The sequence below is a fragment of the Chelativorans sp. M5D2P16 genome (assembly GCF_034427935.1).
Classification (GTDB): Bacteria; Pseudomonadota; Alphaproteobacteria; order Rhizobiales; family Rhizobiaceae; genus Chelativorans.
The window spans coordinates 99,887-115,119 of the sequence record NZ_JAXQNM010000012.1 but is presented as its reverse complement, the minus strand read 5'-3'; the positions used below and the strand labels follow the sequence as shown (position 1 = coordinate 115,119).

The window sequence follows — 15,233 nt, the reverse complement described above, 5'->3', positions numbered from 1 at the left end:
GGCCGCCCTCGAGGGCGGCCCCAGCCGTTGGCGCCCACACGCTCCCGTCAGAGCGCAGTCGAGATCTGCAGCTCCTCGACACCGTCGCGGCCATAGATGTCGTCGCGGAAATGCACCACGCCGCTGCCGGTCGACCAGGCGGAGATGTAGGTGAAATAGACCGGCACCGGATTGGCGACGGAGATGCGCTTGTCTTCCTCGGTCTGGATGGTCGTCTCGATCGTGCGCCGGTCCCAGTTAGGCGTGTCGCGCAGGATCCAGGTGACGAGGTCGCGCACGTTCTGCACCCGCACGCAGCCGGAGGAGTGAAAGCGCTCCTGGTCGGTGAAGAGCTGCTTTTGCGGCGTGTCGTGCATGTAGACGGCGTGGCTGTTGGGGAAATTGATCTTCACCGTGGCCATGGCGTTGATCCGGCCCGGATCCTGGCGGAACCTGTACTTCGTCGCCTCGTCCGTCGACCAGTTCACCGCCATCGGGTCCGCCTCGGTGCCGTCCGGGGCGATCAGGCGGATATTGTTGTCGGCCAGGTAGTTGGGGTTCCTGCGCATCTCCGGGATGATGTCCTTGCGCACGATGGAAACCGGGGCGTTCCAATAGGGGTTGAGAATGATCTCGTTGATCTTCGACGTCAGGACCGGGGTCTGGCGATCGATCTTGCCGACGATGGCCGTGTGGCGCAGCACGACGCGGCCGTTCTCCACCGCCTCGATTTCGGCAGCGGGAATATTGACCATCACGAAACGGTTGCCGAGCGATCCGGAAGTCTGCTCGCGCACACGTCCCAGATTCGTCTCGAGCTGGCCGAGACGAATACGGGCAGAGACGTTCATCGCCGAATAGGTGTAATGCCCCGTCACTCCGTCGGCAGGCAGGCCATGGCGCGCCTGGAAGCGCTTGAGCGCCGCGTCGACATAGGAATCGAAGGCCGGGGACATGCCGGCCTGCGTCGACAGATCGCCCGAAACCATCAGCCGCCGCCGCAACAGCTCCACGTCGGGATCGATGACGCCGAGCTGCAGCTTCTTGTTGGCCGGCACCACCGGCCAGCCGCCCTGCGCGGTGATGCGGGAATACTCGGCAATGGCGCTTTCGACATGGCGCACCGTCTCGGGGCTGAGGATGGGTCTGGTCGAAGAGACCTCTCCGGCTTCCGATATCTGTGCGTCGAACTGGTCTCCCCAGGCGCCGCGTCGGGAGGAGTTGATGATCGAGTCGATGAGATTCTGTGCACGGGCCGCACCTGCAAACGTGCTTGCCGCGGCCGCGGCGCCGGCACCGGCGAGAAAAATGCGACGACTCGTCTTCATCACCATCACCAAACTTCCATGGAAACGCTTTGCTCTATCCTGTCCGCAACAACGTTAATTTTTTCACCAAGCCAAGCCCCCGGTGTTTTCTCCGCCATCGCGTGCACGCCGTCGCCGGTCCATCAGCGCCAGCATCGTGATCCATTCCCTTGCAATTATGGTATTAGCGTGACGCCGAAGGGCGCAACGAAACCGACTTCACGAAAATGTGCGGCCGGCGTCCCGGATGGGACACCGGCCGTGCCAAGACGCGGCCCCGCATTCGACCGGTTGCCCCCGGCCGTCAAAATGGCACTGGTCACATGCGGTAGGCGATCGTGTCGTTCCAGAAGCGGTCGAGCCGCTGCAAGGCGCGGTTCATCTGCCGGAACTCGTCCGGCTTGATGCCGCCCACCTGCTCGATCGATCCGATGTGACGGTCATAGAGCCGCGAGACCACCTTTGCGATCTCCTGGCCCTTCGGCGTCAGGCTGATGCGCACCGACCGGCGGTCGATACGCGAGCGCTGATGAAGCATGAAGCCCAGGTCGACGAGCTTCTTCAGGTTGTACGAAACGTTGGAACCGAGATAATAGCCGCGCGAGCGCAGCTCCCCGGCCGTCAGTTCCGCATTGCCGATGTTGAACAGAAGCAGCGCCTGCACCGCGTTGATGTCCTTGCGCCCCTGGCGCTCGAACTCGTCCTTGATCACGTCGAGCAGGCGGCGGTGCAGCCTTTCGACGAGCTGGAGCGATTCGAGGTAGAGGGAACGCAAGGCATCTTCACGTTCTTCGTGAACAGACGTGTCCTGTGTCGCGGGTCGCGAGTTTATCATGACTGTGCCTTTCGTTTTGACGCCGGTGAGTTCTTTTCTTCACCTTGGGGGCGACCCTATCGAATGCACCTAAAATTGGACTTAAAAGCCAAGCTTAACAGGGCGTTACGGAAAAAACCCTGCATTTAGGGCTAAAAAGGCGTTAACCTCGGTTAACGTCGGAGCGCCGTCGGCGTATATGGATCGCCAGGCGCAGAACGGCATAGCAGACGGCGACCAGGGCGTGCAGCGCGATCAGCAAGGAGCGGGTGCCGTAGAGCTCGGGAAACAGGCCGTACATGACAATTTCGGCCAACGCGCAGATGAACCAGATCACCGGTCCCCAGGAGGCCAGGGTCCATAGGCCGACCGCAGCGAAGGGAAACAGCACGGCCAGCGGCGCAGCGGCCACCTGCCAGTGCGGCGACATGAGGTCGAACCGCCATTCCGCTCCTTCGAAGAAGCCCATGAGCCTGACCCAATAGGCGGTGCCCTGGATAAGGCAGGAAAGCGCCACTGCCCTGTGGAGCAACTCCAGCGCATATTCGAGCGGGGACTGCTGTACCGGCGCTTGCGCTACCCTGTCGTCTATCACAGCTCCGGCTCTCCTCCCTCGGGCGGTGCTGAACGGGCATCACGCGTGACGGGCGTCATCGTGGTGGCGTCACCCGCCGGATATCGAAGAGAACTTTTCGCCTCCCCGGCAGACATCATCGTCCGGGCGAGCGGATCCGATCGCGCTCGCCAGTCGAGCGGGGTGATGCATGCACGGCCGGTTGGCGCAAAGCAGACAACAGCATCGCCGCCGAATCCAAGCTCCAAACCAGCCTCCTCGCACAAGCCCAGACCGGTGCTTATGTGCGGCACGGCCCCGCGTCAATGGCGCCCGCGCCCATCGCGGCATCGGACAAGCAGACTTGTTGTTCGGCGGGGGCAGCGCGTGGTAGGAATCCGGTAAACTGGAGATCGATCGTGAACAAGCCCGGCCGCCCCAAACCCGACACCATCCGCAGCGTCGACGACATCACCGCCGGAAGGCGCCTTCGGCGCATGCGCAAGGCGGACTGGTCGCGTCGGCTGGTGCAGGAAAACCACCTGCGGGTCGACGATCTCATCTGGCCGATCTTCCTGGTCGAAGGACAGAAGAAACAGGAGGAGATCGTCGCCATGCCCGGCGTCTATCGCTATTCGGTCGACCTGGCGGTGAAACAGGCCGTGCGAGCGGCTGAACTGGGCATTCCGGCCGTCGCCACCTTTCCGAACATCGACATGAGCCGGCGCGACGCGCGGGGTTCGGCAATCCTCGATCCGGACAATCTGATCAACCGGGCAAGCCGTGCCATCAAGGAGGCGGTCCCCGAAATCGGCGTCATCACCGACGTTGCGCTCGATCCCTTCACCGACCATGGACACGACGGCATCCTGGCTGACGGGACCATCGTCAACGACGAAACGGTCTCGCAGATTGCCGAGGCGGCGGTGCTGCAGGCGGCCGCCGGTTCCGACGTGATCGCCCCATCCGACATGATGGACGGGCGCGTGGGCGCCATTCGCGACGCGCTCGATGCGGCGGGTTTTCACGACGTGGCGATCATGTCCTACGCGACCAAGTTCGCCTCGGCCTTCTACGGACCCTACCGGGAAGCCATCGGAACGGGTGGGCTTCTGAAGGGCGACAAGAAGACCTATTACATCGATCCGGCCAATACGGACGAGGCACTGCGCGAGACCGAGCAGGACCTCGCCGAGGGCGCCGACATGGTGATGGTGAAACCGGGCTTGCCCTATCTCGATATCGTGCGGCGCCTGAAGGACAATTTCGCCGTACCGACCTTCGCCTATCAGGTCTCCGGCGAGTATGCGATGATCAAGGCGGCGGCCGCCAATGGCTGGCTCGACGGCGACAAGGCGATGATGGAAAGCCTGCTCGCCTTCAAGCGCGCCGGCTGCGACGGCATTCTGACCTATTTCGCGCCGGAGGTGGCGAAGCAGCTTCGCGGCTGAGAGGCCATTCGCTTGAAAAGCCCGGCACGATCCCCATCTTGGCCGCAAAGCTCGGGCTCGCAATTTTCAGGGATTTTCTGACGTATGGCTACGAAGACGATCGATATGTCCGCCGAGGATGCACGGCTTGAGGACGCGCGGACCTTCCGGGGTGTGCGCACCCGCCGCGTCATCGCTTTCCTCATCGACTATTGCCTAATTGCCCTCCTCCTCATTCCGATCGGGCTTCTGGTGTTCCTGCTGGGGATCTTCACCCTGGGTCTGGGGTGGTTTCTGTTCGGCATATTGGGACCGCTCACCGCACTTTTATACGTGGCGGCGACGCTTGGCGGCCCCAACCAGTCGACTCTCGGCATGCGGTTGATGGATCTGCGGCTCGAACGGCTCGACGGGCAGCGTGTCGATCCCGTATTGGCGGTCGTCCACACCGTGCTCTTCTGGGCCGGCAACGCCATTCTGACACCGCTCATCCTCCTGGTGAGTCTCTTCCTTAGCTACAAGCGGACCTTGCACGACCTCCTGCTGGGAACGGTGGTGACGCGCGCAAGCTGACGAAACGGCATACCACGCGGGCGGAGTAAACCTGGTCCAAAGTTGCGCACAGCGGGCCTGCGCGGGCAAATCCATGCTTGCGGCGCGAGGTGCTGCCCTTATGCTCTGGCGCAATCGGCGGGCGAGGGATCCGGGTCCGCCAAACATTCACTGGCGGGACGCGTCATGGCCGATTTCCACATCTGGATGACCCTCGTGATCATCCTGGCGACGGTGGCCGCCTATGCCAGCGAGCGTTTCGCGCTGGAGCAGGTGGCGCTGGCCAGTCTCGCTGGCTTTTTGCTGCTCTTCGCCGTCTTTCCCTACGAAAGCCCGGTTTACGGGAGCCTGGACCCGGAGGAGCTGCTCACCGGCTTCGCCAATCCGGCGCTGGCCACGGTGCTCGCCCTGCTCATCGTCGGCCAGGGGCTTTTCGCCACCGATGCGATGGACCGGCCGGCACGCATCATCGCCGGTTCCGGAGGGCGCTCCAACACGCGCACCATCGTGATCACGCTCCTGGCGGCTGCCACCTTGAGCGCGATCCTGAACAATACCCCGGTGGTGGTGATCTTCATCCCGGTCCTGACGGTGATGGCCGCGCAGCGTAACTTCGCCGCTTCCAAGACGCTGATGCCCCTATCCTTCATGACGATCCTCGGCGGCATGACGACCCTGATCGGCTCCTCCACCAACCTGCTGGTTGCCGGCGTGGCGGCCCGGTCGGGCATCGGAATCGGCTTTTTCGACATCACCGTACCAGGGCTCGCGCTGGCAGCCACCGGCGCGGTCTACGTCCTTTGGATAATGCCGCGTATCCTGCGCGAAACGGGCAGCGAGCAGAACTTCCGCCGGACCGTCTCGGGCACGCAGTTCATCGGCGAGATCAGGCTGACCGCCGGGCACCCCTTCATCGGCCTGGAGTCGCGCGCCGGGCTCTTTCCGGGTCTGGGCGAGATCACGCCCCGCCTCATCGTGCGCCGCGGCATGAACTTCTATCCGCCGTTCGAAAACGTCACCCTGTCTGAGAGCGACCGGCTGGTGGTGACGGCGACACGGCGGGCGTTCGTGAAAGCGCTGTCGCGCGGCGGGAGCGGCATCATCGGCGGCGAGGAGGCGGAACCCTTCGCCGGCGGCGGGGAACTTTCCCAGCCGCTGGGCCCCGACTACCATATCGCCGAGGCCGTCATCGCGCCGGGCTCGCGCCACGCGGGACGGACCATCCGCAATGCCGGCATCGACATCACCCACGGGGTGCACATGCTCGGCGTTCAGCGCAAGCACCGCATGGGCCGCACACCCCTGTCGGAGATCCGCCTGGAACCGGGCGACACGATCCTCATCGGCGGCACCGACCGGGCGTTTGAGGAAATGCGCGATAGCCACGACCTGCTCGTTCTGGAATGGTCTGCCGAACCGGTGCCGCAGCGGCGCAAGGCGGGGATCGCCATCGCCATCTTCGCCTTCATCGTTGTGACGGCGGCCTTCAACATCCTGCCCATCGTGGTCACCTCCATCGCCGGCGCCTTCGCCATGATGGCGACGGGGTGCCTTACCCTGCAGCAGGTGGGCCGCGCCTTCGACCGACAGATCTTCCTGCTCGTGGGCGCCTCGATCGCCGCCGCCACCGCCCTGGAACGCACCGGTGGCGCGGAGTTGATCGCCAATGGCGTCGTGACGCTGCTGGACGGCCAGAGCCCTGCCGTGGTCGTTTCAGGCTTTTTCGCCGTGGTCGCGGTGTTGACGAACTTCCTGTCCAACAACGCGACGGCCGTGCTGTTCACGCCCATCGCCATCGGCATCGCGGAGGCCATCGGCGCACCGCCGGAGGCCTTCGTCGCGGCCACCATCTTCGCCGCCAACGCCTCCTTCGCCACGCCGATCGGCTATCAGACCAACCTTCTGGTCATGGGTCCGGGACACTACTCCTTCCGCGACTTCATCAAGGCCGGTGCGCCGCTTGTCGCAATAATGTGGTTGACGTTTTCACTGGTCGGTCCATGGTATTATGGGCTTTGAAAAGGAGTAGCGCCCACAGACCATGACGCAGCAGCCGACGCAATCGCCGCAATTCTTCCTCACGGCACCCTCGCCCTGCCCCTATCTGGAAGGGCAGTTCGAGCGGAAGGTCTTCACGCATTTGGTGGGGGACAAGGCGTCAGAACTCAACGACCTCTTGACCCAGGGCGGCTTCCGCCGATCGCAGAACATCGCCTACCGGCCGGCCTGCGAGGGCTGCCGGGCCTGCGTGTCTGTGCGAATCCTCGCCCAGGAATTCCGGCCGACGAAGAACATGAAGCGCATCATGAAGCGCAACGCGGACCTGATCGGCACCGCCCATCTTCCCGAACCGTCGACGGAGCAGTATTCGCTCTTCCGTGCCTATCTCGATGCCCGTCACCGCCGTGGCGGCATGTCGGACATGACCGTTCTCGACTACGCGATGATGGTCGAGGACACCCATGTCGACACCAGCATCATCGAGTACCGCCGGCGCGGCCCGGACTCCTTTGTCACCGGCCGCGGCGAAGGCGAACTCCTGGGCGTGGCGCTGACCGACCAGATGACGGACGGGCTGTCGATGGTCTACTCCTTCTATAATCCTGAGGTCGAGGACCGCTCGCTCGGCACCTTCATGATCCTCGATCATATCCGGCGGGCCAACGCCGCCGGCCTGCCCCATGTCTATCTTGGCTACTGGGTCAACGGCTCGCGCAAGATGGCCTATAAGGTGCGCTTCACGCCGCAGGAGCATCTCGGCCCCAACGGTTGGGAGCGGTACGAATAACCGCTTCCGTGAAGCCTCCACAAGCGAGCAGCGCCAATTGTCCGACAGCCAGAACAGCCACGGAAAAGGCCTGCTGCTGACTGCGATCGGCGGCATGGCCCTCACCGTCGACATTCCCCTGATCCGCCTTGCAGACGGCGATCACTGGTCCATTCTCATGGTGCGCAGCGGGCTCACCGTCATCGTGGCGCTCGTTGTCTGGGGCATCTGGCGGCTCTTCTCGCGTAATGCGCCGGCGCTTATCCCGGGCCGGCCCGGGCTGGCGGTCGCAGCCCTTTACGGCCTGTCGGCCATCACCTTCATCGGGGCGGTCTACAACACCACCACCGCCAATCTCGTCTTCATCCTGGCCTTCAACTCGATGTTCGCCGCCCTTCTTTCCTGGGTCTTCCTGAAGGAGCGGCCGCGGCCGGCCACGCTGATCGCCATGGCCGCGATGTTCGCCGGCGTCCTCATCATCGTCGGCGGCAGCATCGGCACCGGCAACATCGTCGGCGACCTGATGGCGCTGTCCTCCGCCTTTTCCATCGCGCTCGCCATCACCATCACACGGGCGAGCGGGCGCGACATGGGGTTTGCCGCATTGGTGGCGGTCGCCCTGCCCTGCCTGCTGGGGGCCTTCATGACCGCCGGAACGGGATATCGCATCGAGGCGCCCTGGTGGATCGTCCTCAACGGCGCCGTCGTCATACCGATCTCCTTCTTCTGCCTCGCCAACGGCCCGAAATATCTTCCGGGACCGGAAGTGGCGATGTTCTATCTGCTGGAGACGGTGCTGGCACCGATCTGGGTGTGGATGATCTTCAACGAGGTGCCGACGCGGGCGAGCCTCGTCGGCGGCAGCATCCTCGTCGTTACGCTGGTGGCGCACTCCCTGTGGCGGCTCCGCACCGGTCGGCGGCGGCGCCGCGCGGCGGGAACGATCCGCCATCCGGTATAGCAAGCAGGTCCGCTTACCCGGGCGAGCAGTTCCGCGAGCTGGTCGGCGCATTGGCCCCAGCCTTCGTGAAACCCCATCTCCTCGTGTCTCTTGCAGTCCTTCGCCGTCCAGTGGCGTGCGCGCGCGGTGTAGCGGGTCCTGCCGCCTTCCTCCTGCTCCTTCTGGCGCCTCGCGACCCGACAGCAAGGGCCGATTTTCCTCTTCCGGCAGCGCTCTTCCGGGTGACGCCGTCAGCCGCGCTCCCGCCAGGACCTCAGCCGAATTTGCCGGTGCGCGGAAAGCCCTTCGGCGCCATGCGCCCGGCCGCCGCGCGGTTGCCCACCCATTCGGTCAGCTCTTCGCGCCGGCGGGTGAAGGTGCGGTCGGCCGAGTCCTGCCAGGAGAGCCCCGCCTCGATGGCGAAGGTCTTCAGGTCGGAAACACCGCCGTCCTTGTAGCGCTGCAGGCGCACGCCCTTGCCGCGGGCCATCTCCGGCACCTCCGAGAGCGGGAAGACGAGGAGTTTTCGGTTCTCGCCGACGATGGCGACGTGGTCGCCGGAAACCGGTATGCAAAGCCGTGCCTCGTCGGGTGCCTTGACGTTCATCACCTGCTTGCCCTTGCGCGTATTGGCGACGACGTCGCTCTCGGCAACGATAAAGCCGTTTCCGCCATGGGAAGCGAGCAGCAGGCGACGCTCCGGATCGTGCACGAAGGCGGTGACGATCGCCTGGTCGTTCTCCATGTCGACCATGATGCGCACCGGCTCGCCATGGCCGCGCCCGCCCGGCAGGCGGTCCGCACCGATCGTGTAGAACTTGCCCCCTGTGGTGAAGAGCAGGACCTTGTCGGTCGTCTGCGCGTGGAAGGCGCGTTTCAGGCTGTCGCCCTCCTTGAAGGAGAGCGTGGAGAAGTCCGACAAATGGCCCTTCATGGCGCGCAGCCAGCCCTTCTCGGAAAGCACGACGGTGATCGGCTCGCGCTCGATCATCGCGTGCTGCACGTCCTCCAGATCGTGCGCAGGCGCCTCGCCGAAGGTGGTGCGGCGGCGGCCGAGCGCCGGGTTCTTCTCCGGGTCGAAGGTCTGGCGCACCTTGGCGACCTCCCAGCGCACGGTCTTCCATTGGCGCGCTTCCGAGCCCAGCAACCCTTCGATCTGGCTCTTTTCTTCCGTTAGCTTCTCGAACTCCTTGCGGATCTCGAACTCTTCCAGCTTGCGCAGGGCACGAAGCCGCATGTTGAGGATGGCTTCGGCCTGGACCTCGGTCAGTTCGAAGCGCTCGATCATCACCGCCTTGGGCTCGTCCTCCTCCCGGATGATGCGGATCACCTCGTCGATGTTGAGATAGGCGACGAGGTAACCGGCCAGGATCTCCAGCCGCTTCTCGATCTCGGCCAGGCGGTGCCGCGACCGGCGCAGGAGCACCTCGCGCCGGTGATCGAGCCATTCGCGCAGCACCTGTTTGAGCGACAGCACACCCGGCACGCGCCCGCGCGACAACACGTTCATGTTGAGAGGGAACCGCGTCTCCAGGTCGGTAAGCCGGAAGAGCGACTCCATCAGAAGGTCGGGCTCGACCGAGCGGCTCTTGGGCACCAGCACCACGCGGATGTCTTCCGCGCTTTCGTCGCGGATGTCTTCCAGCAGTGGCAGGCGTCGGGCAATGATGAGCTCGGCGATCTTCTCGATCAGCCGAGACTTCTGCACGCCGTAGGGGATTTCGGTGACCACCGCGTTCCAGGTGCCGCGGCCCTGATCCTCCTTGTGCCAGCGCGAGCGCAGGCGGAAGCCACCGCGGCCCGTCTCATAGGCCTCGCGGATGGCCGCCTCGCCCTCGACGAGAATGCCGCCGGTCGGGAAGTCCGGTCCCTTCACATGTTCGAGCAGGCGCGAAACCGGTGCCTCGGGATCGTCGATCAGAACGAGCGCCGCATCGCAGATCTCGGCGGCGTTGTGCGGCGGGATCGAGGTCGCCATGCCGACGGCAATGCCGGAAGAGCCGTTGCACAGCAGGTTCGGGAAGGCGCCGGGAAGGACAACCGGCTCCTCGTCCTCCTCGTTGTAGGTCTGGCGGAAGTCGACGGCGTCTTCCGTGATGCCGGTCAAAAGCTCGGCGGCGACCTCCGTCATGCGCGCTTCGGTGTAGCGCATGGCGGCGGCGTTATCGCCGTCGATATTGCCGAAATTCCCCTGCCCGTCGACCAGCGGATAGCGCATGGAGAAGGACTGGGCGAGACGCACCAGCGCGTCGTAGATGGACTGGTCGCCGTGGGGATGGAACTTACCCATGACGTCGCCGACGATGCGCGCGCACTTGGCGAAGCCCTGGTCCGGGTTGAGGCGCAGCAGCCGCATGGTGTGCATGATGCGCCGGTGCACGGGCTTCAACCCATCGCGCACGTCGGGCAGCGCCCGGTGCATGATGGTCGACAGGGCATAGGCGAGATAGCGTTCCTCCAGCGCCTTCTTCAGGTCGACCGGAGGGGCCGAATCATCGCCATTGCCGGGCGGAAGCAGCTCTTTTCCCATGGGCTCCGGTTATCGAACGCCGCGCCGCAAGGCAAGTGGGACGGGCCCGTCATCCACGCCTGTCAGGCGCCGTCGGCGAAGGGGAAATGCTCGATTTCCGCCCAGCGAGGATTAAGCTATGATCCGATTCGGGCGCGGCCCCCGCCTCCCCCCTCCGTTCGGGAAAGTATAGGTCACATACAGGGCTCACCGATCATCGAACCGACTGTTCGAGCACCAGGCATAAGGAGGGATTGCGAAGAACGCTCGCAATAGGAGGTTGCCGATGAAACTGTCCGCGCCGATCTACCATTTGAAGCGCAAGGCCAGGCTGTTGTCCCGCGAAGGAAACATTCCGCTCCACGAAGCGCTTGACCGGATAGCCCTCCAGGAAGGCTACGGCAGTTGGAGCCTGCTCGCAGCGAGATTGTCCGCGTCGAAGCCCGCAGGAAGGCTTTTTGCCCGGTTGGCGCCCGGCGATCTGGTGCTGGTGGGCGCACGCCCTGGCCACGGCAAGACGCTGATGAGCCTCGAACTCGCCGTGGAGGCAATGAAATCCGGCAACCGCGCGGTCTTCTTCACGCTGGAGTACACGGAAAGGGAGGTTCTGGACCGTCTCCGTTCTATCGGGACGGACCATGCGCGGTACGACGGGATTTTCGAATTCGACTGCTCCGACGCGATCAGCGCCGATTACATCATCGAGAAATTGGCATCAGCGCCCCGCGGCACACTGGTGGTCATAGACTACCTGCAATTGCTCGATCAGAAACGCGAAAATCCCGAACTGGCGGTGCAGGTTCGTGCACTGAACTCGTTTGCCCGGGACCAGGGCCTCATCATCGTCTTCATCTCGCAGATCGACCGGTCATACGATCCGTCGGAGAAACCGTGCCCTGACGTTCAGGATATCCGGCTGCCGAACCCGCTGGACTTGCATCTGTTCAACAAGACCTGCTTCCTGAACCGCGGTGAAATCCGGTTCCAGGCCGTGCGCTAGCGAGGCCGGTCCCGCCCATAATGAAGATACGCACTCCTGTCTCCCCGAAATTCCAAAGGAACTGACGCTAGGACCTGAGGTTAGCTTTAGGTCAAGTGCTCCTGAGCACCGTCCCCGGCCATGCCTTACGCGGCGCCCGACGTTGCACGCGGGTCAGTGATTTCGCGATTTGACAGGGATAACCCTGCCGGTCATCTTCCGGAGGTAATCCCGGGGCAATAATTCACGTCTTCGCGTATAATAACCGAAACGAAACTCTGGAAACGCCGCATGATCCGTCTTCACCGCCATTCCAAGTCCCTTCTTCTCGCCGGTTTCATAGCCGGTGTTGGCACGCCGTGCGCCTTCGCCGTCGAGGCGGATGCCGTGGGCGAGCGCCTGCAGGCGCTCCTCGAGAAGCAGCAGATCGTGCTGACTTATGACGCCGCGAGCATGGCCGGCAGCGACGTGACGCTGGAGGGCGTGAGCGCCCGCAGCACCGTGGGCGGCGAGGCGATCGCGCTCGGCACCGTCACGCTGGAAGACGTCATCGAGGAAGAGGACGGCGATTATCGCGTCGGCACCATCGCGCTCGACGCGTTCGAACATCGCAGCGACAACGTCACCGTCTCGCTGACGGATGCGACGATGACCGGCCTTGTGCTGCCGCCGGACATCGATGCCGATCCCTTCGCCGGTGCCATGCGCTACGAGCGGTTCGCGGTCGCGCGGGTGGACGTCGACGGCGAGGACGGGCCGCTCGGCTCGCTCGAAAACGCCTATGCCGAACTTTCGGAGGAGGACGACGTCCTTCAAGCCGTCGGCGCGGCGGAACGCTTTTCGCTCAACCTCGAGGCCATCGCCGACGACCGGGACGCCACCGCGCTTCTGGATCGGCTTGGCTACAGCCAGATCAGCGGCAGCGGCTACATGGAAGGATCCTGGCAGCCATCGGACGGACGCGTCCGTCTGACGCGCTACGAGGCCGTGATCGAGGATGCGGGGACGCTCGCGCTGATGGTCGATTTCGCCGGCTATACGCCCGAATTCGTGCGCATGCTGGACGAAATGGCGAGACAGTCCGCCGACGGCGGTCAGAACAACTCGGCCCAGGGCATGGCCATGCTCGGGATGATGCAGCAACTCACCTTCCATGGATTGCGCATCCACTTCACCGACGATTCACTGACGCGCAAGGTGCTCGACTACGTGGCCGAACGGGAAGGCAGCACACCCGAGGACGTTATCACCCAGATGACGGCCGTCATTCCCCTCCAGCTCTCCAATTTCCTCGGCGAGCAGGCGGCCACGGACATCGCAACGGCGGTCGGCACTTTCCTGAAGAACCCGCAGAACCTGGAAATCAGCGCGATGCCCGAGAACCCGGTGCCTTTCGCCATGGTCATGGGCGCGGCAATGGGTGCGCCCGAAATGCTCGTTCAACAGCTCGGGCTAAGCGTTAAGGCGAACCAATAGGCGGGATGGATCGGTGCGGGCGGTGCAACAATCGCCCGTGACATCGACCATTCTGCAGATTGGGCCGTTCCGGCATGGATCCTCGGGTCAAGCCGGAGGATGACGAATAGCGGGGGCGTTGCCCCTTTGCTCCCTCAATCCTTCTTCGGCGTAAGCCTCAGATGCAGCTCGCGCAGCTGCTGCGCGGTGGGTTCCGAGGGGGCTCCCATGAGCAGGTCTTCGGCCTGCTGGTTCATGGGGAACATGGTCACTTCGCGCAGGTTCTTCGCGCCCACCAGAAGCATGACGATGCGGTCGATGCCCGCCGCCATGCCGCCGTGCGGAGGAGCGCCATACTGGAAGGCGCGGTAGAGGCCGCCGAAGCGCTCCTCCACCGTCTGGCGGTCGAAGCCGACGATCTCGAAAGCCTTCACCATCACCTCCGGCAGGTGGTTGCGGATGCCGCCGGACGCAATCTCGAAGCCATTGCAGACGAGATCGTACTGGAACGCCTTGATGGAGAGCGGATCATCCCTCTCAAGCGCCTCCAGCCCGCCCTGCGGCATGGTGAAGGGATTGTGGCCGAAGTCGACCTTCTTTTCGTCCTCGTCCCATTCGTAGAACGGGAAGTCGACGATCCAGGCGAGTTCGAAACGCTCGCGGTCGACGAGATCCAGTTCCTCGCCGGCGCGCGTGCGCGCCGCCCCCGCGAAAGCGGCGAACTTCTTCGGATCGCCGGCGACGAAGAAGCAGGCATCCCCGTCCCCGAGGCCGAGTTGGGTGCGGATCGCCTCGGTGCGCTCGGGGCCGATGTTCTTGGCGATCGGGCCGGCGCCTTCCAGCGCTTCCCCTTCCCCGCGCCAGAAGATGTAGCCGAGCCCAGGCTGTCCCTCGCTCTGCGCCCAGGAGTTCATGCGGTCGCAGAAGGCGCGGGAACCGCCGGTCCTGGCGGGAACCGCCCAGACCTCGGCCTTCGGATCGTTGGCCAGGATGTTGGCGAAGACCTTGAAGCCGGAACTGCGGAAATGCTCCGAAACCTCTTCCATGACGATCGGGTTGCGCAGGTCCGGCTTGTCGGTGCCGTATTTGCGCATCGCCTCGTCGTAGGGAATGCGCGGGAATGTGCCGGTCACCGGCTTGCCTTCGGCGAAGGTCTCGAACACGGAGCGCATGACCGGCTCCATCGTGCGGAAGACGTCCTCCTGCTCGATGAAGCTCATCTCCAGGTCGAGCTGGTAGAACTCTCCAGGCAACCGGTCAGCGCGCGGATCCTCGTCGCGGAAGCACGGCGCAATCTGGAAATAGCGGTCGAAGCCCGAGACCATGATGAGCTGCTTATAGATCTGCGGAGCCTGCGGCAGCGCGTAGAACTTGCCCTCGTGCAGGCGCGAGGGCACGAGAAAGTCGCGCGCGCCCTCCGGCGAGGAGGCCGTCAGGATGGGCGTGGAGAACTCGGTGAAACCGGCCTCGCCCATCTTCTCGCGCATGGCGGCGATGACCTTCGTGCGCGCGACGATGTTCCTGTGCAAGGTTTCGCGGCGCAGGTCGAGGAAGCGGTATTTCAGCCGGATGTCCTCGGGATAGTCCGGCTCGCCGAAGACGGGCAGCGGAAGCTCCTTCGCCTGCGACAGCACCTCGATGTCGCGCGCGAAGACCTCGACCTCACCGGTCGGCAGGTTCGGGTTCACCGTCTCCTCCGTGCGCGCCTTCACCGCGCCGTCGACACGGATCACCCATTCGCCGCGCACGCGCTCGGCCGTCTGGAAAGACGGCGAATCGGGATCGGCGACAATCTGCGTGATGCCGTAGTGGTCGCGCAGATCGATGAAGAGCAGGCCGCCATGGTCGCGCACGCGGTGAACCCAGCCGGAAATGCGTACGGTCTGGCCCACGTCGGCTTTTCTCAATTCTGCGCAGGTATGGCTGCGGTAGCGATGCATTCTGTCTC

General features: G+C 64.1%; 12 protein-coding genes and 1 pseudogene. 7 read left to right on the top strand and 6 right to left on the bottom strand.

Annotated features, from left to right (window positions below):
* Nucleotides 1-47: 47 nt before the first annotated feature.
* The 3 genes from SIN08_RS06300 to SIN08_RS06290 form a co-directional block, all read right to left on the bottom strand.
* Nucleotides 48-1,307 carry a L,D-transpeptidase family protein gene (locus SIN08_RS06300; protein ID WP_322450728.1) on the bottom strand — a complete coding sequence of 420 codons (1,260 nt, stop codon included), beginning with the start codon at nucleotides 1,305-1,307 and terminating at the stop codon, nucleotides 48-50.
* A gap of 298 nt (nucleotides 1,308-1,605) precedes the next feature.
* The gene (gene ldtR / locus SIN08_RS06295; protein WP_322450727.1) at nucleotides 1,606-2,121 is read right to left on the bottom strand and encodes a transcriptional regulator LdtR; all 516 of its coding nucleotides are present in this window, start codon (nucleotides 2,119-2,121) and stop codon (nucleotides 1,606-1,608) included.
* Between the two features lie 142 nt (nucleotides 2,122-2,263).
* Nucleotides 2,264-2,695, bottom strand: a complete 432-nt coding sequence (locus tag SIN08_RS06290) for a DUF6163 family protein (protein WP_416208023.1) — start codon at nucleotides 2,693-2,695, stop codon at nucleotides 2,264-2,266.
* 377 nt (nucleotides 2,696-3,072) lie between these two features.
* On the opposite strand from SIN08_RS06290, the gene hemB reads away from it, so the two are divergent.
* The 5 genes from hemB to SIN08_RS06265 all read left to right on the top strand — a co-directional run bounded on the left by hemB (nucleotide 3,073) and on the right by SIN08_RS06265 (nucleotide 8,363).
* On the top strand, nucleotides 3,073-4,104 hold the full coding sequence (gene hemB, locus SIN08_RS06285; protein ID WP_322450726.1) for a porphobilinogen synthase: 1,032 nt from the start codon (nucleotides 3,073-3,075) through the stop codon (nucleotides 4,102-4,104).
* Between the two features lie 84 nt (nucleotides 4,105-4,188).
* Entirely contained in the window at nucleotides 4,189-4,656 is a 468-nt protein-coding gene (locus SIN08_RS06280) for an RDD family protein (RefSeq protein ID WP_322450725.1), read from the top strand.
* 165 nt (nucleotides 4,657-4,821) lie between these two features.
* Nucleotides 4,822-6,654, top strand: a complete 1,833-nt coding sequence (locus SIN08_RS06275) for an SLC13 family permease (protein ID WP_322450724.1) — start codon at nucleotides 4,822-4,824, stop codon at nucleotides 6,652-6,654.
* 22 nt (nucleotides 6,655-6,676) lie between these two features.
* A complete protein-coding gene (locus tag SIN08_RS06270; protein WP_322450723.1) occupies nucleotides 6,677-7,423 on the top strand; it encodes an arginyltransferase in 747 nt (248 codons plus the stop codon).
* Nucleotides 7,424-7,517: 94 nt separating this feature from the next.
* Complete coding sequence (locus SIN08_RS06265) at nucleotides 7,518-8,363, top strand: DMT family transporter (protein WP_322450898.1); 846 nt, start codon at nucleotides 7,518-7,520, stop codon at nucleotides 8,361-8,363.
* Nucleotides 8,364-8,377: 14 nt separating this feature from the next.
* Here SIN08_RS06265 and SIN08_RS06260 read toward each other — a convergent pair.
* Both SIN08_RS06260 and parC read right to left on the bottom strand, forming a co-directional pair.
* A pseudogene (locus tag SIN08_RS06260) lies at nucleotides 8,378-8,518 on the bottom strand (SRPBCC domain-containing protein); the annotation flags it as partial.
* Nucleotides 8,519-8,616: 98 nt separating this feature from the next.
* Nucleotides 8,617-10,872, bottom strand: a complete 2,256-nt coding sequence (gene parC, locus SIN08_RS06255; RefSeq protein WP_322450722.1) for a DNA topoisomerase IV subunit A — start codon at nucleotides 10,870-10,872, stop codon at nucleotides 8,617-8,619.
* Nucleotides 10,873-11,137: 265 nt separating this feature from the next.
* Between parC and SIN08_RS06250 the strand changes: the two genes are divergently transcribed.
* A complete protein-coding gene (locus SIN08_RS06250) occupies nucleotides 11,138-11,851 on the top strand; it encodes a DNA helicase (RefSeq protein ID WP_322450721.1) in 714 nt (237 codons plus the stop codon).
* Between the two features lie 270 nt (nucleotides 11,852-12,121).
* Nucleotides 12,122-13,306 carry a hypothetical protein gene (locus SIN08_RS06245; RefSeq protein ID WP_322450720.1) on the top strand — a complete coding sequence of 395 codons (1,185 nt, stop codon included), beginning with the start codon at nucleotides 12,122-12,124 and terminating at the stop codon, nucleotides 13,304-13,306.
* Between the two features lie 134 nt (nucleotides 13,307-13,440).
* On the opposite strand, the gene aspS is transcribed toward SIN08_RS06245, so the two are convergent.
* The gene (gene aspS / locus SIN08_RS06240; RefSeq protein ID WP_322450719.1) at nucleotides 13,441-15,225 is read right to left on the bottom strand and encodes an aspartate--tRNA ligase; all 1,785 of its coding nucleotides are present in this window, start codon (nucleotides 15,223-15,225) and stop codon (nucleotides 13,441-13,443) included.
* Nucleotides 15,226-15,233: the final 8 nt, after the last annotated feature.

Excerpts from the sequence above, each read along its gene's own strand:
- SIN08_RS06300 (WP_322450728.1), bottom strand. The coding sequence starts at position 1,307 with ATGAAGACGAGTCGTCGCATTTTTCTCGCCGGTGCCGGCGCCGCGGCC.
- SIN08_RS06275 (WP_322450724.1), top strand. The coding sequence starts at position 4,822 with ATGGCCGATTTCCACATCTGGATGACCCTCGTGATCATCCTGGCGACG.
- SIN08_RS06280 (WP_322450725.1), top strand. The coding sequence starts at position 4,189 with ATGGCTACGAAGACGATCGATATGTCCGCCGAGGATGCACGGCTTGAG.
- SIN08_RS06265 (WP_322450898.1), top strand. The coding sequence starts at position 7,518 with ATGGCCCTCACCGTCGACATTCCCCTGATCCGCCTTGCAGACGGCGAT.
- parC (WP_322450722.1), bottom strand. The coding sequence starts at position 10,872 with ATGGGAAAAGAGCTGCTTCCGCCCGGCAATGGCGATGATTCGGCCCCT.
- SIN08_RS06270 (WP_322450723.1), top strand. The coding sequence starts at position 6,677 with ATGACGCAGCAGCCGACGCAATCGCCGCAATTCTTCCTCACGGCACCC.
- SIN08_RS06250 (WP_322450721.1), top strand. The coding sequence starts at position 11,138 with ATGAAACTGTCCGCGCCGATCTACCATTTGAAGCGCAAGGCCAGGCTG.
- aspS (WP_322450719.1), bottom strand. The coding sequence starts at position 15,225 with ATGCATCGCTACCGCAGCCATACCTGCGCAGAATTGAGAAAAGCCGAC.
- SIN08_RS06245 (WP_322450720.1), top strand. The coding sequence starts at position 12,122 with ATGATCCGTCTTCACCGCCATTCCAAGTCCCTTCTTCTCGCCGGTTTC.
- ldtR (WP_322450727.1), bottom strand. The coding sequence starts at position 2,121 with ATGATAAACTCGCGACCCGCGACACAGGACACGTCTGTTCACGAAGAA.